The organism is Phreatobacter sp. (assembly GCF_052440005.1).
In the GTDB taxonomy this organism is placed as follows: Bacteria; Pseudomonadota; Alphaproteobacteria; order Rhizobiales; family Phreatobacteraceae; genus Phreatobacter.
In genome coordinates, this window is record NZ_JBQVQL010000048.1 from 1 (window position 1) to 23,507 (window position 23,507).

Genomic DNA, 23,507 nt, shown 5'->3' on the forward strand with positions numbered 1-23,507 from the left:
AATCTGGCCCCCGCAACCAAACACAAAAGCCCCGCACGGCGAAAGCCCGCGGGGCTTTTTGCTGTTCACGCAGCAGGAATCGGGTCGCGCGGACCCCGCCGCCCCGCCATGCGTTGCCGGAAAGGCCGGCGGCCGGTGACGTCGGCGCAACGGCTCAGTACAGGGCGGTGGTGTAGGCGATATCGAGGCGCTTGTTGGTGGCGTCCGCGTCGACGCCGGCGATCTGGTCGGCGAGCACCGTGCCCAGCATCGGGAAAGCGTCGCGCCCGACCCGCTTGTCGGGGTTCCACAGGTCGGCGCGCAGGATGGAACGACCGCAGTGAAAGAAGACCTGCTCCACGGCGATCTCCATGGCCGAGCTCGGCACGATCGTGCCGCGGATGGCCATCGACTGGAGGATGGCCGGATCGGTGACGATCCGCGCCTTGCCGTTGATCCGCAGGGTTTCGGTGAGGCCCGGGACGAGGAACAGAAGACCGACGTCCGGCTTGGCGAGGACGTTCTGCAGCGTGTCGAGCAGGTTGTTGCCGCGCCGGTCGGGCAGCAGAAGGGTCCGGTCGTCGACCACCTTCACGAAGCCCGGCTCGTCGCCGCGCGGCGAGCAGTCGGTGCCGTTGGCGCCGGTGCTGGCGATCGTCAGATAGGGCGAGAGGGCGATGAATCGCCGGCAGTGGGCGTCGAGCCGGTCGAGGATCTTCTTCGTCACGGTTTCCGCTGGCTGGTCATAGACCTGTCGCAGCTGTTCGGTTCCGGAAATCGTCGCAACGCCGTCGCTCATGCCGTCCGTCCTCCGCCATCTTCCGATACGGAGCGAAGCCTATCACCGGGTCTGGCGCAAGGACGCGCGCGTGTGGGTCGCCGATCGTCGCGAAACGGCCATCCCGCCGGCGGACGAATCAGTCGTGCATCGCGCCGACTCCGGGCTCGCCCCAGCGCAGATAGTCGCGCGGCGACAGGCCCATGGTGCGGCGGAACATGGCGCTGAAGGCGCTGGGACTGTCGTAGCCGAGGTCGAGCGCGACGTTGGTCACCGCCTCGCCGGCCGTCAGCCGCGAGAGCGCTTCCATCAGCCTGATCTGCTGGCGCCACTGGGCGAAGCTCATGTCGGTTTCCTGCCGGAACAGCCGTGTCAGCGTCCGCCGCCCCAGGCCGCCGTAGCGTGCCCAGTGGTCGATGCCCTGGTTGTCGCCGGGATTGCGCAGCAGCGCCTCGCAGATGCGGGCGAGCCTGCGGTCCCGCGGCATGGGCGCGGAGCGGGCGAGGACCGGCGTGCGGCCGATCTCGACGAGAATGAGGTCGATGATCCGGCCGTCGCGGCCGTTCACGTCGTATTCGACCGGCAGCGTCACCGCCTCGTTGACCAGCTCGCGGAGCAGCGGCGACACCTCCATCAGCTGGCAGGTGAGCGGCAGGCCGGCGGCGGCGTCGGGCTCGATATAGAGGGTGCGCAGGCTCACCGCCCCCCAGCAGCGGGTCTGGTGCATCACGCCGGGAGGGATCCAAAGGGCCTGCTGGGGCGCCACCGCCCAGCTGCCGCCGTCGGTGATGACGGTCATGATGCCAGTGAGGCCGAACAGGAACTGGGCCCGCCGGTGGCAATGGCGCGTGCCCACCTCGCCGTCGGCGAACTCGGCCGCCATGGCGGCGGCGGGGCGCTGAACGTCCTGCAGCACCTTGGCGCGGATGCCGCTCGCCTGGTGTCCGGTGAAACAGGAGATCGGCGCGGGCCTGGAGTCGCGGCGCGGCGCCCGCAGATCGTGGGGAACATAGGGTCTGGCGGCCTCGGCCATCGACGCATTCCGTTTCGAGCCAGGGAGTGCTTGTAGCAGGGTCTGTAGCAGAGCGGAGCCGGTCCGCCCACCGGTTGCTGCCACCCCACCGGCCGAGGCACAGATCGGGCCAAGATGCCTCCGCCGGCAGGGAGGAAGGCCCGTTCACGACACTTGTCGGCCCTTCGACGCCAGCGAAGGAGCCGGTCGCGCCGGAACATCCCACCCGGCAAGTCCGCGGCATGCGGACACATCATCGAGGGGTATTCGTGATGAACAGGCGCGAATTTGCAAAGCTCTTGTCGGCGGCGGGCGTCGCCGGGGCGACCGACATCGCCTGGGGCGTCACGCGCGCAGTCGGCCAGACGCGCGGCGGCACGCTCAACACGATCATCCAGCCCGAGCCGCCGGTCCTCGTCACCGCGATCAACCAGCAGCAGCCGACCCTCACCATCGGCGGCAAGATCTACGAGAGCCTGCTGCGCTATGGCATCGACCTCAAGCCGATGCCGGGCCTCGCCCAGTCCTGGACCATCTCGCCGGACGGCAAAACCTACACGTTCAAGCTCTTCCCCAACATCACCTTCCACGACGGCAAGCCGTGCACCGCCGAGGACGTCATCTTCTCCTGCACGAAGGTGCTGACCGAGACCCATGCCCGCGCCCGCGGAACCTTCATGCGCATCGAGAAGGCCGAGGCGCCCGATCCGCAGACGGTCGTCTTCACCCTGAAGGAGCCCTTCGCGCCCTTCATCAACTCCTTTGACTGCACCACCGCGCCGGTCCTTCCGAAGCACGTCTACGAGAACACCGACTTCCGGCAGAACCCTGCCAATGCCCAGGCCATCGGCACCGGCCCGTTCAAGCTGAAGGAATGGGTGCGCGGCTCGCACATCCATCTGGTCCGTCACGAGGGCTACTATCGCCGGGGCGAGCCGCATCTCGACGAGATCGTCTATCGCGTCATCCCCGACGCCGCCTCCCGCTCTGTGGCGCTGGAGAAGGGCACCGTTCAGCTCACCCAGTGGACCGACGTCGAGTTCTTCGACGTGCCGCGGCTGTCGAAACTGCCCAACCTCGAGATGACCACCAAGGGCTACGAGTTCTTTGCGCCGCACCTGTGGATCGACATGAACAACCGCGTCGCACCGATGAACGACAAGCGGTTCCGCCAGGCGGTCGCCCATGCGCTCGACAAGAAGGCGATCAAGGACCGCATCTATTTCGGTCTCGGCAGGGAGGCGACCGGTCCGGTGTCCTCGAAGACCCGCTTCTACGAGAAGGACGTCAAGACCTACGACTATTCCCTCGACAAGGCGCGCCGGCTTCTCGACGACATGGGCCTGAAGGCAGGTGCCGGCGGCAAGCGGGCCACCATCACCTTCCTCGTCCCGCCCTACGGCGAGAGCTGGCAGCGCCTCGGCGAGTTCGTGCGCCAGGCCCTCGGCCGCATCGGCATCGAGGTGGTTCTCCAGGGTGGTGACATCGCCGGTTGGGGCCAGAAGGTCTCGAACTGGGAATACGAGATGACCGCCAACCTGCTCTATCAGTTCGGCGACCCGGCGCTGGGCGTCACCCGCAGCTACGCCACCTCGAACATCCGCAAGGGCGTGCTTTTCACCAACATGGCCGGCTACTCGAACCCGGCGGTGGACAAGCTCTTCGACGAGGCGGCGGTCGCCACCACCGACGCGAAGCGCCAGGAGCTCTATTCGCAGGCGCAGAAGATCCTCTGCGAGGACGTCCCCGTCGTGTGGATCCTCGAGCAGGATTTCCCGAACTTCTACGACAAGAAGCTCAAGAACGTCATCACCACCGGCATCGGCGTCCACGAGACCTTCGGATCGGTGTCGTTCGGATGACCCATCTCGCCTCCGGCCTGCAGGGCCACCGCGTCGTCGCGGTGGCCCTCGGCATTCTGGGATGGGCGGCGAAATTCGTCGCCGTCGTCCTGGTGATCTCCACCATGTCCTTCCTGCTGGTGCGGGCCGCTCCCGGCGATCCGGCCCAGGTCATGGCCGGCCAGACCGGCGCGGCGGACGAGAAGATGCTCGCCCAGATCCGCCAGGAATACGGCCTCGACCAGCCCTTCATCCTCCAGCTGGCGACGCACCTGAAACGCGTCGTCACCCTCGATCTCGGCCAGTCCTACCGCCAGCGCCAGCCGGTGACGACGCTCATCGGCGAGCGCCTGCCGGCGACCCTGCTGCTCACGGGCACGGCCTTCCTCCTCGCCCTCGCTGCCGGCATCGTCCTCGGGACGCTGGCCGCGCTCAGGGCCGGGCGCTGGTCCGACACGCTGCTCACCGTCGTCTCGCTGATCCTCTACGCCATGCCGGTCTTCTGGCTCGGCCTGATGATGGTGCTGGTCTTCTCGGTCCAGCTCGGCCTCGTGCCGGCCTTCGGCTTCCAGACCATCGGCGTCCAGATGGGGCCCTTCGGCCGCGCTCTCGACATCGGCCACCATCTGATCCTGCCGGCGATCTCGCTCGCCGCCGTCTATCTCGCCATCTACACGCGCCTGATGCGCTCCTCCGTGATCGAGGTGGCGCAGCAGGACTACATCAAGACGGCGCGGGCGAAGGGCCTCGCCCAGGGCCGCATCATCGCCCGCCACATTCTGCGCAACGCCATCCTCCCCGTCGTCACCGTCGCCGGCATGCAGGCCGGCGCCCTGGTCGGCGGCGCCGTGGTGGTGGAGACGGTCTTCGCCTGGCCCGGCCTCGGCCGGCTCACCTATGAGGCCGTCCTGCAGCGCGACTACCCCGTGCTTCTCGGACTGTTCCTCGTCATGTCGGTGATCGTCATCCTGCTCAACCTCGCGACCGACGTCCTCTACCGCTTCATCGATCCGCGCGTGACCACGCAGGCGGCGGGCTGAGGGAGCGCACCATGGACACCCTCAGGGCCTTTTCGCGCCATCCCAGCGGCATGCTGGGCCTCGTCATTCTCATCGTCGTCGTCACCCTCGCGGTGCTGGCGCCCTGGCTCTACCCGGAGGACCCCTGGGAGATGATCGGCCGGCCCTTCGCGCCGCCCTTCTCGGAAGGCTTCCTGCTCGGCACCGACACGCTGGGCCGCGACGTCGCCGCCGGCATCGTCCACGGCACGCGCGTTTCGCTCACCATCGGCGTCGCCTCGACGCTCGCCGCCGTCTGCATCGGCGTCCTCGTCGGCGCCATGGCCGGCTACTGGGGCGGCGGCATCGACGACGTGCTGATGCGCGTCACCGAGCTGTTCCAGACGATCCCCGGCTTCATCCTCGCCATCCTCATGGTGGCGACGCTGGGGCCCTCCATCGTCAACGTCATCATCGCCATTGCCACGGTGAGCTGGCCGCCGCTGGCGCGCCTGACGCGGGCCGAGTTCCTGCGCCTGCGCGGCCGGGAGTTCGTGCAGGCTGCCACATGCCAGGGTGAGCGGCCGCTGCAGGTGGTGCTGGGCCATATCCTGCCCAATGCGGTCTCGCCGATCATCGTCACCGGCTCCCTCACCATCGCCAGCGCCATCCTCATCGAAAGCGCCTTGTCCTTCATGGGCCTCGGCGATCCCAACCTCATGTCCTGGGGTTTCATGGTCGGTGCCGCCCGCACCGTGATCCGCCAGGCCTGGTGGATGAGCGTCTTCCCGGGCGTCGCCATCCTGCTGACCGTCCTCGCCATCAACCTGGTGGGGGAGGGGCTGAACGACACGCTCAATCCGCGCAATGCCCGCGCAGGGAGGCATTGATGGCCGGGGACATGCTGCTCGCGGTCGAGAACCTCTCCATCGCCCTGCCGGGCGGGGCGGATCGCGCCCAAGCCGTCGAGGACGTCTCCTTCACCGTCGGGGCGAACGAGATCGTCTGCCTCGTCGGCGAGTCGGGGTCCGGCAAGTCCATGACCGCCCACGCCATTCTGTCGCTGCTGCCGGAGCGGGTGGCGATCTCTTCCGGTTCATTGCGCTTCAAGGGGCGCGACATCGCCGGGCTGGACGAGCCGGCGATGCGGGCCCTGCGCGGCGGCGAGATCGCCATGATCTTCCAGGAGCCGATGTCGGCGCTCAATCCGCTCGCCCGCATCGGCGACCAGATCGCCGAGGCCATCGTGACCCATGCCCGCCCGGTGCCGACCCGCGAGGCCCTCGACGCCCGGGTCATCGAGCTCGTCACCTCCGTCGGCCTGCCCGACCCGGCGACTATCGTCCGCAGCTTCCCCTTCCAGCTCTCGGGCGGGCAGCGCCAGCGCGTCATGATCGCCATGGCCATGGCCAACAATCCCGCCCTGTTGCTCGCCGACGAGCCGACGACGGCCCTCGACGTCACCACCCAGAAGCAGATCCTCGGCCTGATCCGCGACCTCCAGGCGTCGCGCGGCATGGGCGTGCTGCTCATCACCCACGACTTCGGCGTCGTCGCCGACATGGCCGACCGGGTCGTCGTCATGCGCGACGGGCGGATCGTCGAACAGGGGCCGGTCGACGAGGTGCTGCGCCGCCCCTCCCACGACTACACGCGCACCCTCATCGCCGCCGTTCCCGGCAGCCGCCCGCCGGAGGCCCGCTTCCGCGACGTCGGCCGCGAGCCCGTGCTCGCCGCGCGCGGCCTCACCAAGACCTTCTCGACGCGCCAGAGCCTCTTCCGCCCGCCGCGGGTGGTCGCGGCCGTCAGGAACGTCGCGCTGTCGCTCGCGGCGCGGGAGACCGTGGCGGTGGTGGGCGAATCCGGATCGGGAAAGTCGACCCTCGGCCGCATGATCATGCGCCTCGTCGAGCCCGATGCCGGCGCCGTCGACTTCCACGGCGAGGATCTGCTGACGCTGCGCGGTGAGGCGCTGCGTCAGATGCGGCGCCGTCTTCAGATCGTCTTCCAGGACCCCTTCGCCGCCCTCGATCCGCGCCAGCGGGTGGGCGACGCTGTCGCACGCGGGCCCATGGCCTTCGGCACCCCGCGCGAGGACGCCATGGCCGAGGCGCGGCGCCTGCTCCAGCGAGTCGGCCTGAAGGAGGGCGCGGCCGACCGCTACCCCCACGAATTCTCCGGCGGCCAGCGCCAGCGCATCTGCATCGCCCGCGCCTTGGCGCTGAAGCCGCAGGTGCTGGTGGCCGACGAGGCGGTCTCCGCCCTCGACGTCTCGGTGCAGGCGAACATCCTTCGCCTGCTGGCCGAGCTGCGCGAGGACATGAACCTCGCCATCCTGTTCATCACCCACGACCTGCGCGTCGCCGCCGAGATCGCCGACCGGATCGTGGTGATGAAGCGCGGCGAGGTGGTGGAGGAGGGAGAGACCCGCGCTGTCTTCGGCGCCCCGGCTCACCCCTACACGCGCGAGCTCCTCGACGCCGTGCCCGGCCGCCACCTGTTTCAAGGGCCTCACGCGCTCGCAGCCTCCTGAGCGCGCCGTTGGTCTGAGGGCAGGAGGGGACGTCGGCGCGGGCGGCGAGGGGGCCTCACCCCTCCTCGTCCCAGCCCTCGACGACGACCTTGCCGCGGGTGGAGCCGCTCTCCAGGCGGCGATGGGCCTCGGCGAGGGTCGCCGGACCGATAGGCGAGAGCGTCTCGGTCACGGTGCTGCGCATCCGCCCCGCCTCCACCAGATCCGCAACCCGGTCGAGCAGCCGGCCCTGTTCGGCCATGTCCGCCGTCTCGAACAGCGGACGGGTGAACATCAGCTCCCAGTGGACCGAGACCGATTTGCGCTTGAACGGCACGATGTCGAGGCTCGCGGGATCGTCAATGAGGGCGAAGCGGCCCTGCGGCGCGATCAGCGCCGCGATCTCCGAAAGATGCTGGTCTGTCTGGGTGGTCGAGAAGACGAAGGCCGGTGCGCCGAGCCCCAGCGCCGCCACCTCGGCCGCCAGCGGGCGTCCGTGGTCGACCACATGCTGGGCGCCGAGCGAACGCACCCAGTCCTGCGTCACCGGCCGTGAGGCCGTGGCAATGACCGTCAGGTTTGTCAGCGCCCGTGCCAGCTGGATGGCGGCCGAGCCGACACCGCCGGCGCCGCCGATGATCAGCAGGGCGGGAGCGGCGCCCGGCACCGGGTCGTTCACCCGCAGCCGGTCGAACAGCGTCTCCCAGGCGGTGATGCTGGTGAGGGGAAGGGCCGCCGCCTCGGCGAAGGAGAGGCTCGCAGGCTTGCGCCCGACGATCCGTTCGTCGACCAGATGGTATTCCGCATTGCTGCCGTCGCGGGCGATGTTCCCGGCATAGGCCACCGCATCTCCCGCGCGGAAGCGCGTCGCGTCCGGCCCGACGGCGGCGACGATGCCGGCTGCATCCCAGCCGAGGATGCGCTCGGTCCGTCCGGCAAAGGGCGCGGCTGCCGCCCGGACCTTGGTGTCGACGGGATTGACCGACACCGCCTTCACGGCGACGAGGATGTCACGGCCCGTCGGCTCGGGCCGCGGGAGATCGACGGTGACGAGGGCGTCCGGTCGGTCGATCGGGCCGGGCTGGCGGTAGGCGATGGCACGCATGGGGCAGGCTCCTCTTGGGTTGGCGTCGCCCCCGGTGTAGCCTTGCGTTCGTCCGTTGTCGTACGCACATCCATCGCCGGTAGTGTCAAAATGGATACTATTGGAACCACCGGAGCTCGTCGCATGGCCAAGGCCCGTCATTCCCGCCTGGACTGCGCTCCCGGTTGCGCCGTCGAGGCCGCCATCAGCCTCATCGACGGCAAGTGGAAGGCCGTCATCCTGCACCACCTGCAGGACGGCCCTGTCCGGTTCAGCGAGTTGCGCCGCCGCGCCGGTGACGTGACCCAGCGGATGTTGACCACCCAGCTTCGCGAACTCGAAGCCGACGGGCTGATCGTCCGTCAGGTCTTCGCAGAGGTCCCGCCGCGGGTGGAATACAGCTTGTCGGCGCGCGGGCGGTCGCTGTCGCCGATCATCGAGGCCCTGCGCGTCTGGGGTGACGCCAACATGGACCTGTTCCAGCGCCGCCGTGCCGCGTGAGCGCGATTGCGCGTCGCGGCCCGGCGGAATGTCAGGTCCGCACGCCGCGCACCGCGGCGACGATGGCGTCGAGCCCGTCCGTCAGCGCCGCAGGTCCAGGCTGCAGGATCAGCGGTGATTTGATCTCGGCGATGCGGTTTGCGGCGACGGCCGGGATCATCTCCCAGCCGGTCCTGCCGCGGATCGCCTCGGGGCGCACCTTCTTGCCGCACCAGGATGCGAGGATCAGCTCCGGCGCCGCCGCGATCACGGCGTCCGCGCCGACGATGCGGTCGCGGGCCGCCGGCGCGCGCGCCAGCTGCGCGAACACATCCTCACCGCCGGCGATGCCGATGAGTTCCGAGACCCAGCCGATGCCGCTGATCATCGGCTCGTCCCACTCCTCGAAATAGACCCGCGGCCTCGGGTGTCCCCGGGCGGAGGCGGCAACCTGGGCCAGTCTCTCCTCGAGGGACGCTGCCAAAACCTCGGCCCGCCCTGCCGCTCCGACGAGGGCGCCCAGCGTGCGGATCATCGCAAGGATGCCGGCGATGTCCCGCTGGTTGAAGGCATGGACGGCGATGCCGGCCCGGATCAGCGCGGCGGCAATCTCCGCCTGGAGGTCGGAGAAGGTCAGGACGAGATCAGGATCGAGGGCGAGGATCTTCGGGATGTCCGCGGACGTGAAGGCCGCGACGCGCGGCTTCTCCCGTCGCACCCGCGGCGGACGGACGGCATAGCCCGAAACCCCGACGATGCGGTGATCTTCGCCCAGGAGATAAAGGGTTTCGACCGTTTCCTCGGTCAGGCAGATGATCCGCTGCGGCGGAAAACGGCGCATGGCGAATGTCTCCTGCGTCAGTCCAGGCAGGGCCGAACCGTCATCGCGAAAATGCGGGGGGCGGGCCGGCTGAAGGCGTCGCTACTCGGCGGCCAGGCTCTTGACGGTGCCGGCGAAGCCGATGGGTTCGCTGCTCAGGAACTGGCCGGCATTGTGGATGACGTTTTCCGTGGTCTCGCGGATATGCCGCTCGATCAGGTTCTTGGCGGTGGGTGCGTCACGGGCGATCACCGTCTCCATCAGGGTGCGGTGCTCGACGTCCTTGGGCCGCCACTTCGTGCGGAACTGGCAGGACATGCGCCGGTAGCGGTGGGCGCGCTGGAACAGCTTGTCGCGAAAGTCGAGCAGCGTCGGAGAGCGGCATGCACTGACCAGGGAGCGGTGGAAATCGCCGTGCAGCACCGCCCACTCGTCCGACATGAAGTAGAGATCGTTCAGCCGCGCCTTGAGACGGTCCATGCGATGGAACGCCGCGATGATCTGCGCCTCCCATTCGTCGTCGCCGTAGAGGATCGACCGGCCGATGCACTCCTGGTCAACGAGCACCCTGACGTCGGTGAGGTCCTGCAGGTCGGACAGATACAGGGGGGCGACCATGAAGCCGCGCTGCCCCTCGCTGACCACGAGACCTTCTGCCACCAGGCGCTGCAGGGCCTCCCGCAAGGTGGAGAAACTGACCGCGTAGATCTCCTTCAACGTCTCGAAGCGCATGCGCGTGCCTGGTTTCAGCGCGCAGCTGATGATGTCGAGGCGCATGCGGTGCAGGACGTCGCCCGCCCGCGTTTCCTCGCCGCCCCTCTGTTCCGACTTTGCGGCCATCCATCGGCTCCGTAGGCCATGCTGCGATCGGTGCGCGCCCGCACGAAGCGGGGCGGCAGGCATCACCTGCAGACTATATCGCAGCTTCGCGGGCACAGTGCAAACCCGCGAATATCGAAAAATACGAGGTTTCCCGGCACGACACCGCGGCGACCGCGCTCGCAGTAACGAGCGTTTACGCCACTCACAACAGTCGCCCGTGTCATAATTTCGAAAATTACAACTTCAGCCGAAAATGGATTGATCGGCCTTGCGGACTGCGCTACCAAAATCGGAAAGAGACGCATTGGGGAGGCTCGGATGACGCACCTGGTCCACGCCATCGGGCATATGAAGATCAATACGAACGTGGCCGACGCCGTGGTCCGCGAGGCGACGGAGATCCTGGGTCTGAAGGTCACGCAGCGGGATGCGAGCCAGACATGGTTGAGTTCGAACGGCCGTGCCGTCGAGCTCGTTCTCGTCCATGCGGCTGACAATTCAGCCCACACGATCGGGCTGGAGGCGCTGACCGTCGATGCCGTCCGCGCCGCCGAGGCCAATGTCGCGTCGGCCGGCTGCACCGTAGTCAGCCGCGAGCCGAGCCTGCCCTGCATGGCGGAGGGCTTCACCTTCGTCACGCCCGAGGGCCTCCGCTTCGAGATCCACACCCCGATCCGCGACGACCTGTCGGCGCGCCGCCATCCCACCTACGGCGTCGGCGCCAACCGGATGGACCACATCAACCTGCTGACCCCCGATCCGGCCGCCACCCGCCGGCAACTGGAGATCATCGGCGGCCTGCGTCTGTCGGAAAGGCTCGTCAACGACAGCCTCAGCTGGATGTATGGCGGCAATCGCCAGCACCACATCCTCGGCCTCGTGAAGGGCAGGGGGCCGGGCGTGCACCACATCTCGTTCGAATTCCTGGACGCCAGCCAGTTCATCCGCCTCGGCGACACGCTCGACCGCTTCGACAAGCAGATGATGTGGGGACCCGGCCGGCATCGTCCCGGCGACAACGTCTATTCCTATTACGTCGACCCGGCGGGGGCGATGATCGAGTGTTCCAGCGGCATGTCGATCATCGCCGACGACGCTAATTTCACCGCGAACGTCATCACCAATCTCGAGCGTCCCGGAAACGTCCGCGCGATGAACGTGTGGGGCACGCCGGCGCCGCTCGAATGGCGCGAGTTCCATTTCCCCTTCGCCGCCCTGGCCTGACGGCCCGGGAGCATCGCTGCCTGCACCAACGAACAAGCATCGCCCGAGGACCGCGTCATGGAAGAAAAACTCTCGTTTCAGTCGGATGGCCTGAAGCTCTCCGCCGTCCTCCACGTCCCCGAGGGGCGCAAGCCCGGCCAGAAGCTCCCCGGCTTCATCGTGCTGCACGGGTTCGTCGGTTCCAAGGACGAGTCCCATGCCGAGATCCAGGCGCGCATGCTCGAGGAGATGGGCTATGTGGCGCTGCGCTTCGACTTCCGCTGCTGCGGCGAAAGCGAGGGCGAACGGGCGCAGGTGCGCTGCTTCGACCAGGTGGCGGACGCCAAGAACGCCCTGACCTTCCTGCAGACCCGCGAGGAGGTCGATCCCGACCGCATCGGCGTGCTCGGTCACAGCTTCGGCGCGGCGGTGGCCGTCTATGCTGCCGGCATCGACAGCCGCTTCGCCTGCGTCATCTCATCCTGCGGCTGGGGCGACGGCGAGCGCAAGTTCCGCGGCCAGCACCCGACGCCCCAGGCCTGGGCGAAGTTCACCGGACTTCTGGAACAGGGGCGCCGCCACAAGCAGGAGACCGGCAAGAGCATGTGGATCTCCCGCTTCGACGCCGTGCCGATCCCGGAGCACCTGCGCAAGAACCTCTCGCCCAAGGCGATCATGGAGATCCCGGTCGAGACGGCCTGGAGCATGTACAACTTCCGCGCCGACGACGTCGTCGGCGACATCTCCCCCCGTCCCATCCTCTTCTTCCACACCGCCAACGACACCATTACGCCCACCGAGCAGTCGCTGCGGATGTACGAGAAGGCAGGCCAGCCGGCCGAGCTCTTCCTCGTTACCGGCACCTCCCACTTCCCGCTGTCGCCCCAGGACGCGCCGCGGACCAAGACGATCCTGAAGGGCTGGCTCGACAAGTATCTGCCGACGCCGCTGGGAGCCTGACATGGCGAAGCCTGGCGGATTGCGGATCACGGCGCCGGCCCTCGAGCACTATGCCGGGGCGTTGCTCGCAGCCGGCGGCTTCGCGCCGTCCCACGCCGCCGAGACGGCCGAGATGCTGGTCTGGGCCAATCTGCGTGGGATCGAGTCACACGGCGTACTGCGCATTCCGCGCTACGTGGAAATGGTGGGTCTCGGCCTGATCAATCCGGAGGCAACCGTCCGGCAGGTCGCCGGACGCGGCGCCGTCTGCGTGCTCGACGCCGACCGGGCGCCCGGAGCCGTGGCGATGAACGCCGCCGGCGAGAGGGCCTCGGGCCTCGCCCGCGACCATGGCGTCGGCTGGTGCGTCGTCCGGCGCATGACCCATGCGGGTGCCGTCGGCATCTATGCCGAGAAGATCGCCGCCGCGGGCCTGGTCGCGCTGGTGATGACCGCCTCCAAACCGTTGATGATCTACCACGGGGCGCGAAACGAGGGCGTCTCGACCAATCCGCTGGCCATCGCCGTGCCGACGGCCGATCCCACCCGCCCGATGATCTTCGACATGTCCACCGCGGCCGTGGCGGCCGGAAAGATCACTGCGGCGAAGGATGCCGGCCGCCCCATCCCGCTCGGCTGGGCCGTCGACGCCGAAGGCCGCGAGACGACGGACCCGGCCGCGGTCAAGGCGGTCCTGCCGATGGCGGGACCGAAGGGGACGGGCCTGTCCCTGATGATCGAGGTGCTGGCGAGCGTGCTGGTCGGAAATCCTCTGCTCACGGTCGCGCTGCGCGACGGCTCGGAGCCCGGCGGCAACGGGGTCGTCGTGGCGCTCGACCCTTCCGCCTTCGGCGCAGCCGATGCTTTCCCCGCCGGCGTGAGCGACCTCGCGGCCGCCATTAAGGCGCTGGAGCCTGCGAGCGGCGGCATCGTCCGCCTGCCCGGCGAGCGGGGCGACGGTGAGCGCCGCCGGCGGCTCGTCGAGGGCATTCCGCTGGCCGCCGGCACTGCCTCGCGCCTTGCCGCGCTCGCCGCCACGCTCGGGGTCGAGGTGCCTGACGAACTGACCTGATCAGCATGCCTGCCCGGGACCGGCTCGTCGCCGGCCCACGGGCGACCAATGACAAGAACGATCTGGAGGAAACGATGCGCAGACTTATGACAGCCCTGCTGGTGGGCATGATCGCCTGTGCGGCGCCGGCGACCGCCAACGACTTTCCCAACCGGCCGCTCCGCATGCTCCACGGCTTCGCGGCCGGCGGCAATGCCGACATTGTCGCCCGCATCATGGCCGAGGAGATGCGCAAGACCCTCGGGCAGCCCCTCGTCGTCGAGCCGCGGCCCGGCGCCGGCGGCAACATCGCCTCCCAGGCCACCGCACGGGCGGATGCCGACGGCTACACGATCGTGCTGCTGACGACGGCGCACGCCATTTCGCCCGCCCTCATCAGGACGCTGAACTTCGACCCCGTGGCCGACTTCCAGTTCCTCTCGATGGTGACGGACTTCCCGTTCTTCATCGTCGTGAACGAGGCCTCCCGCTTCCGCACGATCCAGGATCTCGTCGCGGAGGCCAAGGCGAAGCCCGGCACCGTGACGGCAGGCACGGCCGGGGTGGGGACCGGGCACCACATGGGCCTCGAGCTGATGTCCAGCGCGCTCGGCGTCAAGTTCGTACACGTGCCCTATCGCGGCGACTCCGGCTCCATCACCGGCGTTCTCGGCAACAGCGTCGACTTCATCATCGCGCCCGGGGCGGCGGTCCTCTCCTCGATCGAGGGCGGCAAGCTGCGCGCGCTCGCCGTCACCGGGCCGCAGCGCTGGCCCGCGACCCCCGCCGTGCCGACCCTGTCGGAGAGCGTCTCGCCCGGGCTCGAGATGATGGCGTGGATCGGAATCGCCGCTCCCACGAATGTACCGCCCGCGGTCGTCGAGCGGCTCAACGCATCCATCCGGCAGGCCGTCGATACGCCGGATGTGCGGTCGCGCCTGGCCAGCCTCGGCGGCTATCCCGCCGCGAGCACGCCCGAGGAGATGATGCGCAAGGTGGCCGCGCAGATCGCCCTGTGGAAGGATGTGGCGGCCAAGGCGGGCATGCAGGCCCAGTAGCCCCGGTCCCCGGGGCGGCGCGAGCGACGGTCGGAAAGTCCCCTCGGCGCCCCAGGATGAGGCGCCGGGGCCGACGATGCTCCGAGGGGAAGGCAGGGGTGTAACCGCTCGGCGCGCGGCGACCCGGCGATGCCCTGCATCGCTAGGCGTCATGGGGGCGAGACGGAGCGCCAAAACGCCGCAGGATCAGCGCAAAGCAGCAACTTTTGCGGCATCGCCTGCCGCGATCTTCAGCAAGTGTGCTGTTCTCGAACCTGTTATCGTATCGGAAGCCGCAAACGCGTTGACGGCGCGACGAAACGCACCAGTATCCGTCCCGACGTCGGGGCGGCCGAACGAGGGTTCATGACACGAGGATCGGGAGACGGGCGGCAGGATGCGAGGTCTCTCCCGTCCGTGCCGGGTCGGGCACTGCGGGGGTTTGCCCTCGGCGCCCTTCTGATGACGTCGGCCGGCTGCGACGACCAGCCAAGGCGCGCCGCCGCGAACACAGCCGCCCCGGCCCCCGTCGCCGTGACGGTCCTGACGCTTCAGCGCCGCGATATCCCCGTGACGTCCGTCCTGCCGGGGCGCACGGCGCCTTACCGGGCGGCGGAGGTTCGCCCGCAGGTCGGCGGACTGCTGCGCGAGCGCCATTTCACCGAGGGCGAGGCGGTCAAGGCCGGCCAGTCGCTGTTCCAGATCGATCCGGCACCCTTCGAGGCGGCGGTGCGGCGCGCCGAGGCCGCGCTCTCTCGCATCCAGGCCGTCGAACAGGCCGCGGCCAGCACCGCCAACCGCCTGCGGACCCTCGCCCGCGCGCAGGTGGTGAGTGAGCAGAACCTCGAGAATGCCGAAGCCACGCTGCGCCAGGCACAGGCCGATATCGTCTCGGCCCGCGCGGCGCTCGAGACCGCCCGCATCGATCTCGGCTACACGCGGGTGGCGTCACCCATCGACGGCCGCACGGGGCGCGCCAGCGTCACGCCGGGCGCCCTCGTGACGGCCAACCAGACCACCGCGCTGGTGACGGTCACGCAGCTCGATCCCATCTATGTCGATCTCACGCAGCCGAGCGCTGTCCTGCTGCAACAGCGGCGCGATGTGTCCAGCGGCGCACTGCGCCGCGACTCGGCCGACCGCGCCGCGGCGCGCCTGCTGCTCGAGGACGGCTCCGAATATCCGCATGCCGGCGAGGTGCAGTTCTCCGAGGTCATCGTCGATCAGGGGACGGGTTCGGTCACGATCCGTGCCGTGTTCCCGAATCCGGACCAGCTGCTGCTTCCCGGCATGTTCGTACGCGCCCGTGTCGAGGAGGGGGTGACGGACCGGGCCATCCTCGTGCCGCAGCGCGCCGTCCTCCGCACCCCGCGCGGCGAGCCCATGGCCTTCGTGGTGAACGCCGAGAACGTCGTGGAGCAGCGGGTGCTCCGGGCGAGCCGCGCCGTCGGCAACGACTGGCTGGTGACGGAAGGCCTTGCCCCCGGCGACCGGGTGGTGATCGAGGGCCTTCAGCGCATCCGCGTCGGCGCCCGGGTCCAGGCGAGCGAGAGCCCCAGCCCGCCGGCCGGGACCTAGTCCCGCGCCATGGCCCGTTTTTTCATCGACCGTCCCGTCTTCGCCTGGGTCATCGCCATCGGCATCATGATGGCCGGCGTGCTGGCGCTGCGGAACATGGCGGTTGCGCAGTATCCGGCCATCGCCCCGCCGGCCATCTCGGTGAACGTCGCCTTTCCGGGGGCCTCGGCGGAGACGGTCCAGACGACCGTGGTCCAGGTCATCGAGCAGCAGCTCAGCGGCATCGACAACCTGCTGTACTTCGACTCCCAGACGACCAAGGACGGCGCTGCCCGCATCCAGCTGACCTTCGCGCCGGGAACCAATTCGGACACCGCCCAGGTCCAGGTGCAGAACCGCGTCCAGCTTGCGGTTCCCCGCCTGCCGCTGACCGTCCAGCAGCAGGGCATCCGCGTCGTCAAGTCCTCCGGCAACTTCCTGCTCGTCGTCGGCTTCGTCTCGACGGACGGCCGGATGGAGCGCACCGACATCTCCGATTTCCTCGTCGCCAACGTGCAGGACCCGATCAGCCGCACCGCCGGTGTCGGCGACTACCAGGTGTTCGGCGCGCAGTTCGCCATGCGCATCTGGCTCGATCCGGCGAAGCTGATCAATTTCGGGCTGACGCCGTCCGACGTCGCGGCTGCCGTGCGCGCCCAGAACGTGCAGGTCTCCAGCGGCGAGATGGGCGGACTGCCCGCCGTTCAGGGGCAGCAGCTGAACGCCACCATCATCGGCCCCTCCTACCTGCAGACCGTCGAGGAGTTCGGCGCCATCCTTATGCGCGTGCGCGCCGACGGCTCGCAGGTGCGCCTGCGCGACGTGGCGCGGGTCGAGATCGGCGGCGAGAACTACTCGATCACCACGCTCCTCGACGGCAAGCCGTCCAGCGGCATCGGTATCAGGCTCGCCAGCGGCGCCAATGCGCTCGACACGGCCGCGGCGGTCCGCGCGACCATCGACAGGCTGCGTCCCAGCTTTCCGCCGGGGCTGGAGGTGACCTATCTCCAGGACACGACGCCCTTCGTCGAGCGCTCGATCCGCAGCGTCGTGATGACGCTCCTCGAGGCGGTCGCGCTCGTCTTCCTGGTGATGTTCGTCTTCCTCCAGAACTTCCGGGCGACCCTCATTCCGACCCTGGCGATCCCCGTGGTGCTGCTCGGCACCTTCGCGGTGCTGCAGGCGCTGGGGTTCAGCGTCAACACCCTCACCATGTTCGGTCTCGTTCTCGCCATCGGCCTCCTCGTCGACGACGCCATCGTCGTCGTCGAGAACGTCGAGCGCGTCATGGCGGAGGAGCATCTGTCGCCCCTGGAGGCCACGCGGCGATCGATGGACCAGATCACCGGCGCCCTGATCGGCATCGGCCTCGTCCTGTCGGCGGTCTTCCTGCCCATGGCCTTCTTCGGCGGATCGGTGGGCGTCATCTACCGCCAGTTCTCCGTGACCATCGCGACGGCGATGACGTTGTCGGTCCTCGTCGCCATTTTCTTCACGCCGGTGCTCTGCGTCTCGCTGCTCCGGCCGCACAAGCCCGGCCAGGGGCAGCGCGGCGTCTTCGGCTGGTTCAACCGCGGTTTCGAGCGCATCACGCGCGGCTATGCCGGCACCGTGCGGGCCAGCCTCAGCCGGCCGGTCCGGATGGTGCTCATCTATGGTCTGCTGCTGGGTGCGCTCGGCTACGGCTTCCTGCGGCTGCCGGGCGGCTTCCTGCCGAACGAGGACCAGGGCATCGCCTTTGCGCAGGTGACCGCGCCGCCCGGTGCGACCGCCGACCGGACGCAGCGCGCGCTGGACGAGCTGGCCCGGTATCTGCGCGAGGAGGAGGCGGGCGTCGTCGACAGCTTCTTCGCCATCAACGGGTTCAGCTTCGGCGGCCGCGGCCAGAACTCGGGGCTCGGCTTCATCTCACTGAAGGATTGGGACGTCAGGCGCGGCCGGCAGAACAGCGTCCAGGCGCTGACGGAACGCATCAACGCCCGTTTTGCCCGCTATCAGGATGCGCTGATCATCTCCTCGGCTCCGCCCGCCGTGCGCGAACTGGGCAATGCGAGCGGCTTTTCCCTGCAGCTTCTCGACCGCGGCGGGCGCGGCCACGAGGCGCTGATGGCCGCCAGGGACGAACTGTTGCGCCTGGCTGCGGCGAGCCCCGTGCTGGCGCGGGTGAGGGCCAACGGCCTCAACGACGAGGCGCAGTTCCGCCTGATCGTCGACTGGGAGCGGGCGAGCGCCCTCGGCCTGTCGGTCACGGAGGTCAACTCCACCCTCGCCACCGCCTGGGGTTCGACCTACGTCAACGACTTCATGGATCGCGGCCGGGTCAAGCGCGTCTACATGCAGGGTCAGCCGGAGGCCCGCATGGTGCCGGGCGACCTGGACAAGTGGTTCGTGCGCAATGCCCAGGGCCAGATGGTGCCCTTCTCCGCCTTTGGCCGGACGGCCTGGGAGTTCGGATCCCCGCGCCTGGAGCGCTTCAACGGCATCGCCTCGCGGGAAATCCAGGGCCTGCCGGCGGCGGGCTATACGACGGGTCAGGCGATGGACGAAATGGAGCGCCTGGTCGCGCGCATTCCCGGCGGCTTCGGCTTCGAATGGAGCGGCATTTCCTTCCAGGAGCGCCAGTCCTCCGGTCAGGCCGGCGCGCTCTACGTCCTGTCGCTGCTGGTCGTGTTCCTGTGTCTGGCCGCTCTCTATGAGAGCTGGTCCATTCCCACCGCCGTCCTGCTGGCCGTTCCGCTGGGGGTCCTCGGGGCGGTGTTCGCCACCCTCTGGGGCGGAATGTCCAACGACGTCTATTTCCAGGTCGGGCTTCTGGCGACCATCGGACTGACGGCGAAGAACGCCATTCTCATCATCGAGTTCGCGCGCGAGGGCTTCAACCGCGGCCTGTCGCTGGCAGAGGCGGCGGAAGAGGCGGCTCGCCAGCGCCTGCGGCCGATCATCATGACCTCGCTCGCCTTCACGCTCGGCGTCGTGCCCCTCGCCATCGCCAGCGGTGCGGGCTCGGGTGCGCAGAACGCCATCGGCATCGGCGTGATCGGCGGCGTGATCGCCGGCACGGTGCTCGCGGTCCTGTTCGTGCCCCTGTTTTTCGTCCTCGTGCTTCGTGTCTTCCGCACGCGGCGGCCAAGCGACAGCAGCAGGTCTGTCAACGAAGGCGCAATACCCGTTCCGGCGGGCGAGTAGCGGCTGGAGCTGTCGAGGACCACGTCTGAGCACCTGGGCGGGCTTGGGCCCTGCGAAGCCCCCGCCGATGAAGGCGATCCGGGGCAGCGGGAGCGGAGCAGCGGTCAGACGTGAACGGTGTCGCGCTTTAGCGCTGGACCGGTGACTGCGAGCCGGGAACCTCGCCCGTCTGGCCCGGCGGCGTGGTGCGGCCGGGCGTCGACGCAGGCTCGTTCGTCGTCGCGGGCGACCCGGTGGTCCGGGTTCCGGACGTGCCGAACATCGCCATCCCCGCCAGCAGCACCAGCCCGATCGCGGCGACGATCCACATCGTTCCGGATAATCCACGCCGAACCGTGCGGTCGGTTTGCTCGACGGTGGGGGGCTGTTCGCGGTCTGCATCGGCCATGGAGGGCTCCTCTGCCTGACCAACAGACCCCGGTCCTCCCTGTTCCAATATGCCTTCGGCGCAGCCCGGGTGTTTGGGGAAGCTGGCCGTTGTCGATAGCCGGAGTTTTGGCGATCGCACACGCTGTGAGACGGCCGCCCCTGCCGTCGCGGCCTCGGATATCCGCGGGCCTCACGACCTTTCAGGCAGCCCGAGCGACGGCAATACGGCCTCGGCGAAAAGCCGCATCATCGCCAGGGCCGCGGCAGGATCGAGCACGCCATTGCCGTTGAACACGCAGCGCAGGGCGCCGATGCCCGTTCTGGCGCCGAGATCGCGGATCGCCGCGAGACAATCGGCCGGGTTCCCCCAGATGAACCGCTGCGCCAGGAGGGTGTCCCGATCCACCGCAGGTACCTCGCGGCCCTGCTGGAGGGCGAAGCGCCGGCGTCGCTGGTCGAGGCCGGCGAGGAGCGGTTCGAGCTGCCCGGCCGCAGCCGCCGTCGTGCGTCCGATGACGACGTAGCGCGAGAGAGACGATCGGGCGATCACCGATGGCACCCGTTCATCTCCGATGGCCCGCAGCACGTCGAGTTGGCGGCCCTCCGGAGGCTCCAGGCTGAACAGCAGGGGCAGGTCGTTGGTGACGGCAAAGCCGAGCGTCTCCGGCGTGGAGCCGGCGACATAGATCGGCGGGTGGGGCGTCTGGACCGGGCGGGGCCCGACGATGGTCTCGGAGAATCGCCAGGGACCCCGGTCGGACGACGCGCTGCCGGTCGAAAGGGCCTGACGCAGCAGGTGGAAGCCCGTCTCGAAGCGCGCCCGCGCCTCCTCGCGGGGCACCCCGAGGGTCGCGAAGGTCTCCGGGGCCGTGCCGCGGCCGATGCCCACGTCGATCCTGCCGCCACTCTGGTGGTCGAGCTGGCCGATCTCCTCCGCCAGCAGCAGGGGATGGTGCAGCGGCAGCACGAGGATGGAGGTGCCCACCCGCAGCCGCTCGGTCCGCGCCAGGATCGCGGCGGCCAGCAGGTGAGGCGAGGGGTAGGGGATGCGGGGCTGGTGGAAATGGAACTCGTTGAACCAGACCCCGTCGAAGCCGAGCCGGTCCGCCTCCTCGAAGATCGAGAGGAACGACCGGTGGTCCATGTCGGTCGCTTCGCGCGTCCATCCGGCGAGGTCGATGCGCATCAGACCCTCCCCGAACGCGGGCGGGCGACGGTGACGCCGCCGGCTTCCACGATTTCGAAGGGCACGTCGAAGACGGTCGGCAGCACGGCTGACCGCGCGATGTCGGCTGCGGCGCCATCCGCGACGATGCGGCCCGCATCCATGACCACGAGGCGGTCGCACCACGCCGTCGCCAGTTCGATGTCGTGCAGCACCACGATGACGAGACGGTTCCGGCCGCGGTCGGCGAGGCGGCGCATCAGGTGAAGGCGATGGCGGATGTCGAGGCTCGCCCCCGGTTCGTCCGCCACCAGGACCGGGGGGTCGGCGACGGTGACGGCCGCGAACAGGGCCCGCGCCCGCTCGCCTCCGGAGAGGGTCGACCAAGCGCGGTCGGCCTGGCCGGCAAGACCTGCCTCGACGAGGGCATCTGCCACGGCGCCGGCCGGTAGTCCTGGGCGGCGCGCAGCCCCCATCTCCACCAGCATGCGGGCGCTGATCTCCCAATGCGGTGAGAAGGCTTGCGGAATGTACCCGATCATGGCTGCCCGCAGATCCGCGGGCATGCTCGCGGCATCCGCGCCGCCGATGCGGATCGTGCCCTCGTGGGCGCCGGGCTGGCCCGCGAGCAGCCGGGCAAGGGTGGATTTGCCCGCGCCGTTGGGACCGAGGATCCCGACCAGGCCCCGCTCCGGGATCGTCAGCGCGACATCCGCGAGGATCGGCCTTCCGGCGCGTCTGAGGGTCAGCGCGAGAACCTCGATGCCGATCATGGCCGCATCCGCCGCATCAGCAACAGGAGGAAGAACGGGCCGCCGGCCACAGCGGTGACGAGCCCGAGCGGGATTTCCGCCGGAGGCAGCGCCGCGCGCGCCAGGGCATCCGCGAGGACCACGGCGATCGCCCCGATGAGGGCGGAGGCGACGATGAGCGGGCGGTGGCGCGGTCCGACCAGGCTGCGGCCGATATGGGGGGCAGCGAGGCCGACGAAGGCGACGAGCCCGCCGAAGGCGACGGCGACGGCGACGATGACGGAGCCGGCGAGGATCGCCAGGGAGACGAAGCGGTCGACATCGAGACCGAAGCCGCGCGCCATGTCCTCGCCGAGACCGAGAAGGTCGAGCCCGCGCGCCGTCACGAGTGCGAGGGCAAGGCAGCCCGCAGTGAGCGCCGCGAGCACGGCGAGCCCGGTCGGGCCAGGCGTCTGGATGCCGCCGAGCACCCAGCTCAGCACCACCTGAAGGCTGACCGTCTCGTCGGACAGGGCCAGCATCAGGAACGAGCGGAGCGCACCGAGGATGGCCGCCACGGCAATGCCTGCCAGCAGCAGGCCGGCCGCGTCCATGACGCCGGAAACACGCCCGATCATCAGGACGATGACGGTGGCCCCCCAGGCGCCGAGGAAGGCCAGGACGGGCAGGACGAGAACCTGCGGAACGCCGAGGGGGACGAGGAGCGCGATGGTGGCTCCGGCCGCAGCGCCGCCGGCCGAGCCGAGCAGATAGGGTTCCGCCAGAGGATTGCGGAACAGGCCCTGGAAGAGGCAGCCGCCGACGCCCAGCAGGGCGCCGAGGGACGCCGCGGCCAGAACGCGCGGCAGTCGCCAGTCCATAATGAGGCGGCTCTCGAGCGAGCGGTCCCCGGCAAGTGCCGCGGCAAGGCGCGCCGGCGAGGCCCATTCGTGACCGGCCGCCAGCCCCACCGCCACCGCAACAGCGAGGCCGAGGGCGAGAAGGGCCGCAACCCGGCGCGTCAGGCCCTGTTCCGGAGGCGTCGTGCCGGCGGTCACGTGGGGCCGTCCCAGCTGATGGCGGCGAGCCGTGCACCAAGCCTCTCGATGCCGTCGACGACGCGGGGACCGGGAATGAGGAACTCCGCACGGTTGACGGCGAAGAGCCGCCCGTCGCGCCGCGCCCGCAAGCCGGACCAGGCTGATCCGTCAAAAACCTCGCGCATCGCTTCCTCCGGCCCGGCGAAAAGCACACAGTCCGGATCGGCGCGCAGCACCGCTTCCGGCGAGACCTGCGGCAGGTGGCGCGGACCCGCCAGCGCGTCGCGCGTTCCTGCGGCCCGCGCGGCATCGGCCGTGTAGGTGTCCGGCCGGGCCACGAGCAGCAGCCCATTGGCGACCCTGCCCGTGACCATCAGGGCCCGCGGCCTCGGCCGTGACGCATGCAGTGCCGCAATGGCGGCCAGACGCGCCTCCAGACGGCGGGCGACGGCATCGCCATGAGCCTCCACACCGCCGACGCGAGACACGAGCCGCAGATTGGCGAGGACCGCCGCGATGGTGGGATGCGTCAGCACCATGACCGGGATGCCGAGCCTCTCCAGCGGATCGACGAGCTGGTGGACCGCCTGGCGGGCCGGCGTCACGATGACCAGATCCGGCCTGAGCATGGCGACGCGGTCGACGGAGAAGCCGAGGCGCCCGCCGACCTGAGGCAGGTTGGCGATCTCGCGGGGAAAGCGCGTGTAGGCCTCCACGCCGACGATCCTCTCCGCAAGGCCGGCGGCCACCACCAGTTCGGTGTTGGACGCGAAGATCGGAATGATCCGCCGGGGCGGGCGATCGAGCACCACTCGCCGCCCCAGCGCATCGACGATCGCCTCCGACCCGGCGGCAGGCGCGGCGAGCAGGGCCCCGGCCGCACCGAGACCCATCATGAAACCT

General features: G+C 69.4%; 21 protein-coding genes. 11 read left to right on the plus strand and 10 right to left on the minus strand.

Annotation, left to right across the window (positions count from 1 at the left end; translation table 11 throughout):
- Positions 1-154 precede the first annotated feature (154 nt).
- Positions 155-778 carry a pyridoxamine 5'-phosphate oxidase family protein gene (locus ACT6XY_RS12995; RefSeq protein WP_444748745.1) on the minus strand — a complete coding sequence of 208 codons (624 nt, stop codon included), beginning with the start codon at positions 776-778 and terminating at the stop codon, positions 155-157.
- A 118-nt stretch (positions 779-896) separates the two neighbouring features.
- Positions 897-1,790, minus strand: a complete 894-nt coding sequence (locus ACT6XY_RS13000; RefSeq protein ID WP_444748746.1) for an AraC family transcriptional regulator — start codon at positions 1,788-1,790, stop codon at positions 897-899.
- Positions 1,791-2,041: 251 nt separating this feature from the next.
- On the opposite strand from ACT6XY_RS13000, the gene ACT6XY_RS13005 reads away from it, so the two are divergent.
- From ACT6XY_RS13005 to ACT6XY_RS13020, 4 genes are read left to right on the plus strand one after another with little or no spacing between them, the layout of a single operon-like run.
- Positions 2,042-3,631: an ABC transporter substrate-binding protein gene (locus ACT6XY_RS13005; protein ID WP_444748747.1), complete on the plus strand. Its 1,590-nt coding sequence runs from the start codon at positions 2,042-2,044 to the stop codon at positions 3,629-3,631.
- Positions 3,628-4,650, plus strand: a complete 1,023-nt coding sequence (locus tag ACT6XY_RS13010; RefSeq protein ID WP_444748748.1) for an ABC transporter permease — start codon at positions 3,628-3,630, stop codon at positions 4,648-4,650. The genes ACT6XY_RS13005 and ACT6XY_RS13010 overlap by 4 nt, the downstream gene beginning before the upstream one ends.
- 11 nt (positions 4,651-4,661) lie before the next feature.
- Positions 4,662-5,498 carry an ABC transporter permease gene (locus ACT6XY_RS13015; protein WP_444748749.1) on the plus strand — a complete coding sequence of 279 codons (837 nt, stop codon included), beginning with the start codon at positions 4,662-4,664 and terminating at the stop codon, positions 5,496-5,498.
- A complete protein-coding gene (locus tag ACT6XY_RS13020) occupies positions 5,498-7,141 on the plus strand; it encodes an ABC transporter ATP-binding protein (RefSeq protein ID WP_444748750.1) in 1,644 nt (547 codons plus the stop codon). Before ACT6XY_RS13015 ends, ACT6XY_RS13020 begins: the two co-directional genes overlap by 1 nt.
- A gap of 55 nt (positions 7,142-7,196) precedes the next feature.
- Here ACT6XY_RS13020 and ACT6XY_RS13025 read toward each other — a convergent pair whose 3' ends face one another.
- Positions 7,197-8,225: a zinc-binding alcohol dehydrogenase family protein gene (locus tag ACT6XY_RS13025; RefSeq protein ID WP_444748751.1), complete on the minus strand. Its 1,029-nt coding sequence runs from the start codon at positions 8,223-8,225 to the stop codon at positions 7,197-7,199.
- A gap of 123 nt (positions 8,226-8,348) precedes the next feature.
- Here ACT6XY_RS13025 and ACT6XY_RS13030 point away from each other — a divergent pair, with 123 nt between their 5' ends.
- Positions 8,349-8,705, plus strand: a complete 357-nt coding sequence (locus ACT6XY_RS13030) for a winged helix-turn-helix transcriptional regulator (protein ID WP_444748752.1) — start codon at positions 8,349-8,351, stop codon at positions 8,703-8,705.
- 31 nt (positions 8,706-8,736) lie between these two features.
- On the opposite strand, the gene ACT6XY_RS13035 is transcribed toward ACT6XY_RS13030, so the two are convergent.
- Positions 8,737-9,525 carry a cobalamin-binding protein gene (locus ACT6XY_RS13035; RefSeq protein ID WP_444748753.1) on the minus strand — a complete coding sequence of 263 codons (789 nt, stop codon included), beginning with the start codon at positions 9,523-9,525 and terminating at the stop codon, positions 8,737-8,739.
- 81 nt (positions 9,526-9,606) lie between these two features.
- Entirely contained in the window at positions 9,607-10,344 is a 738-nt protein-coding gene (locus ACT6XY_RS13040) for a GntR family transcriptional regulator (RefSeq protein WP_444748754.1), read from the minus strand.
- Positions 10,345-10,644: 300 nt separating this feature from the next.
- Here ACT6XY_RS13040 and ACT6XY_RS13045 point away from each other — a divergent pair, with 300 nt between their 5' ends.
- The 6 genes from ACT6XY_RS13045 to ACT6XY_RS13070 all read left to right on the plus strand — a co-directional run bounded on the left by ACT6XY_RS13045 (position 10,645) and on the right by ACT6XY_RS13070 (position 19,299).
- Positions 10,645-11,550, plus strand: a complete 906-nt coding sequence (locus ACT6XY_RS13045; RefSeq protein ID WP_444748755.1) for a VOC family protein — start codon at positions 10,645-10,647, stop codon at positions 11,548-11,550.
- Between the two features lie 57 nt (positions 11,551-11,607).
- The gene (locus ACT6XY_RS13050) at positions 11,608-12,489 is read left to right on the plus strand and encodes an alpha/beta hydrolase (protein WP_444748756.1); all 882 of its coding nucleotides are present in this window, start codon (positions 11,608-11,610) and stop codon (positions 12,487-12,489) included.
- 1 nt (position 12,490) lies between these two features.
- Complete coding sequence (locus ACT6XY_RS13055; protein WP_444748757.1) at positions 12,491-13,540, plus strand: Ldh family oxidoreductase; 1,050 nt, start codon at positions 12,491-12,493, stop codon at positions 13,538-13,540.
- A 74-nt stretch (positions 13,541-13,614) separates the two neighbouring features.
- A complete protein-coding gene (locus ACT6XY_RS13060; protein ID WP_444748758.1) occupies positions 13,615-14,577 on the plus strand; it encodes a Bug family tripartite tricarboxylate transporter substrate binding protein in 963 nt (320 codons plus the stop codon).
- 396 nt (positions 14,578-14,973) lie between these two features.
- The gene (locus tag ACT6XY_RS13065; RefSeq protein ID WP_444748759.1) at positions 14,974-16,134 is read left to right on the plus strand and encodes an efflux RND transporter periplasmic adaptor subunit; all 1,161 of its coding nucleotides are present in this window, start codon (positions 14,974-14,976) and stop codon (positions 16,132-16,134) included.
- 9 nt (positions 16,135-16,143) lie between these two features.
- Positions 16,144-19,299: an efflux RND transporter permease subunit gene (locus tag ACT6XY_RS13070; protein ID WP_444748760.1), complete on the plus strand. Its 3,156-nt coding sequence runs from the start codon at positions 16,144-16,146 to the stop codon at positions 19,297-19,299.
- A gap of 127 nt (positions 19,300-19,426) precedes the next feature.
- Here the strand turns inward: ACT6XY_RS13070 and ACT6XY_RS13075 are convergent, their stop codons facing one another.
- The 5 genes from ACT6XY_RS13075 to ACT6XY_RS13095 all read right to left on the minus strand — a co-directional run bounded on the left by ACT6XY_RS13075 (position 19,427) and on the right by ACT6XY_RS13095 (position 23,500).
- Positions 19,427-19,687, minus strand: a complete 261-nt coding sequence (locus ACT6XY_RS13075) for a hypothetical protein (RefSeq protein ID WP_444748761.1) — start codon at positions 19,685-19,687, stop codon at positions 19,427-19,429.
- A gap of 171 nt (positions 19,688-19,858) precedes the next feature.
- A complete protein-coding gene (locus tag ACT6XY_RS13080) occupies positions 19,859-20,854 on the minus strand; it encodes an LLM class flavin-dependent oxidoreductase (RefSeq protein WP_444748762.1) in 996 nt (331 codons plus the stop codon).
- Positions 20,854-21,606, minus strand: a complete 753-nt coding sequence (locus tag ACT6XY_RS13085) for an ABC transporter ATP-binding protein (protein ID WP_444748763.1) — start codon at positions 21,604-21,606, stop codon at positions 20,854-20,856. Before ACT6XY_RS13085 ends, ACT6XY_RS13080 begins: the two co-directional genes overlap by 1 nt.
- On the minus strand, positions 21,603-22,622 hold the full coding sequence (locus ACT6XY_RS13090) for a FecCD family ABC transporter permease (protein WP_444748764.1): 1,020 nt from the start codon (positions 22,620-22,622) through the stop codon (positions 21,603-21,605). Before ACT6XY_RS13090 ends, ACT6XY_RS13085 begins: the two co-directional genes overlap by 4 nt.
- Positions 22,619-23,500 carry an ABC transporter substrate-binding protein gene (locus ACT6XY_RS13095; RefSeq protein ID WP_444748765.1) on the minus strand — a complete coding sequence of 294 codons (882 nt, stop codon included), beginning with the start codon at positions 23,498-23,500 and terminating at the stop codon, positions 22,619-22,621. The genes ACT6XY_RS13090 and ACT6XY_RS13095 overlap by 4 nt, the downstream gene beginning before the upstream one ends.
- Positions 23,501-23,507: the final 7 nt, after the last annotated feature.

Excerpts from the sequence above, each read along its gene's own strand:
- ACT6XY_RS13015 (WP_444748749.1), top strand. The coding sequence starts at position 4,662 with ATGGACACCCTCAGGGCCTTTTCGCGCCATCCCAGCGGCATGCTGGGC.
- ACT6XY_RS13005 (WP_444748747.1), top strand. The coding sequence starts at position 2,042 with ATGAACAGGCGCGAATTTGCAAAGCTCTTGTCGGCGGCGGGCGTCGCC.
- ACT6XY_RS13040 (WP_444748754.1), bottom strand. The coding sequence starts at position 10,344 with ATGGCCGCAAAGTCGGAACAGAGGGGCGGCGAGGAAACGCGGGCGGGC.
- ACT6XY_RS13000 (WP_444748746.1), bottom strand. The coding sequence starts at position 1,790 with ATGGCCGAGGCCGCCAGACCCTATGTTCCCCACGATCTGCGGGCGCCG.
- ACT6XY_RS13070 (WP_444748760.1), top strand. The coding sequence starts at position 16,144 with ATGGCCCGTTTTTTCATCGACCGTCCCGTCTTCGCCTGGGTCATCGCC.
- ACT6XY_RS12995 (WP_444748745.1), bottom strand. The coding sequence starts at position 778 with ATGAGCGACGGCGTTGCGACGATTTCCGGAACCGAACAGCTGCGACAG.
- ACT6XY_RS13080 (WP_444748762.1), bottom strand. The coding sequence starts at position 20,854 with ATGCGCATCGACCTCGCCGGATGGACGCGCGAAGCGACCGACATGGAC.
- ACT6XY_RS13060 (WP_444748758.1), top strand. The coding sequence starts at position 13,615 with ATGCGCAGACTTATGACAGCCCTGCTGGTGGGCATGATCGCCTGTGCG.
- ACT6XY_RS13095 (WP_444748765.1), bottom strand. The coding sequence starts at position 23,500 with ATGATGGGTCTCGGTGCGGCCGGGGCCCTGCTCGCCGCGCCTGCCGCC.
- ACT6XY_RS13055 (WP_444748757.1), top strand. The coding sequence starts at position 12,491 with ATGGCGAAGCCTGGCGGATTGCGGATCACGGCGCCGGCCCTCGAGCAC.
- ACT6XY_RS13025 (WP_444748751.1), bottom strand. The coding sequence starts at position 8,225 with ATGCGTGCCATCGCCTACCGCCAGCCCGGCCCGATCGACCGACCGGAC.
- ACT6XY_RS13045 (WP_444748755.1), top strand. The coding sequence starts at position 10,645 with ATGACGCACCTGGTCCACGCCATCGGGCATATGAAGATCAATACGAAC.
- ACT6XY_RS13020 (WP_444748750.1), top strand. The coding sequence starts at position 5,498 with ATGGCCGGGGACATGCTGCTCGCGGTCGAGAACCTCTCCATCGCCCTG.
- ACT6XY_RS13030 (WP_444748752.1), top strand. The coding sequence starts at position 8,349 with ATGGCCAAGGCCCGTCATTCCCGCCTGGACTGCGCTCCCGGTTGCGCC.
- ACT6XY_RS13050 (WP_444748756.1), top strand. The coding sequence starts at position 11,608 with ATGGAAGAAAAACTCTCGTTTCAGTCGGATGGCCTGAAGCTCTCCGCC.
- ACT6XY_RS13085 (WP_444748763.1), bottom strand. The coding sequence starts at position 21,606 with ATGATCGGCATCGAGGTTCTCGCGCTGACCCTCAGACGCGCCGGAAGG.
- ACT6XY_RS13035 (WP_444748753.1), bottom strand. The coding sequence starts at position 9,525 with ATGCGCCGTTTTCCGCCGCAGCGGATCATCTGCCTGACCGAGGAAACG.
- ACT6XY_RS13010 (WP_444748748.1), top strand. The coding sequence starts at position 3,628 with ATGACCCATCTCGCCTCCGGCCTGCAGGGCCACCGCGTCGTCGCGGTG.
- ACT6XY_RS13075 (WP_444748761.1), bottom strand. The coding sequence starts at position 19,687 with ATGGCCGATGCAGACCGCGAACAGCCCCCCACCGTCGAGCAAACCGAC.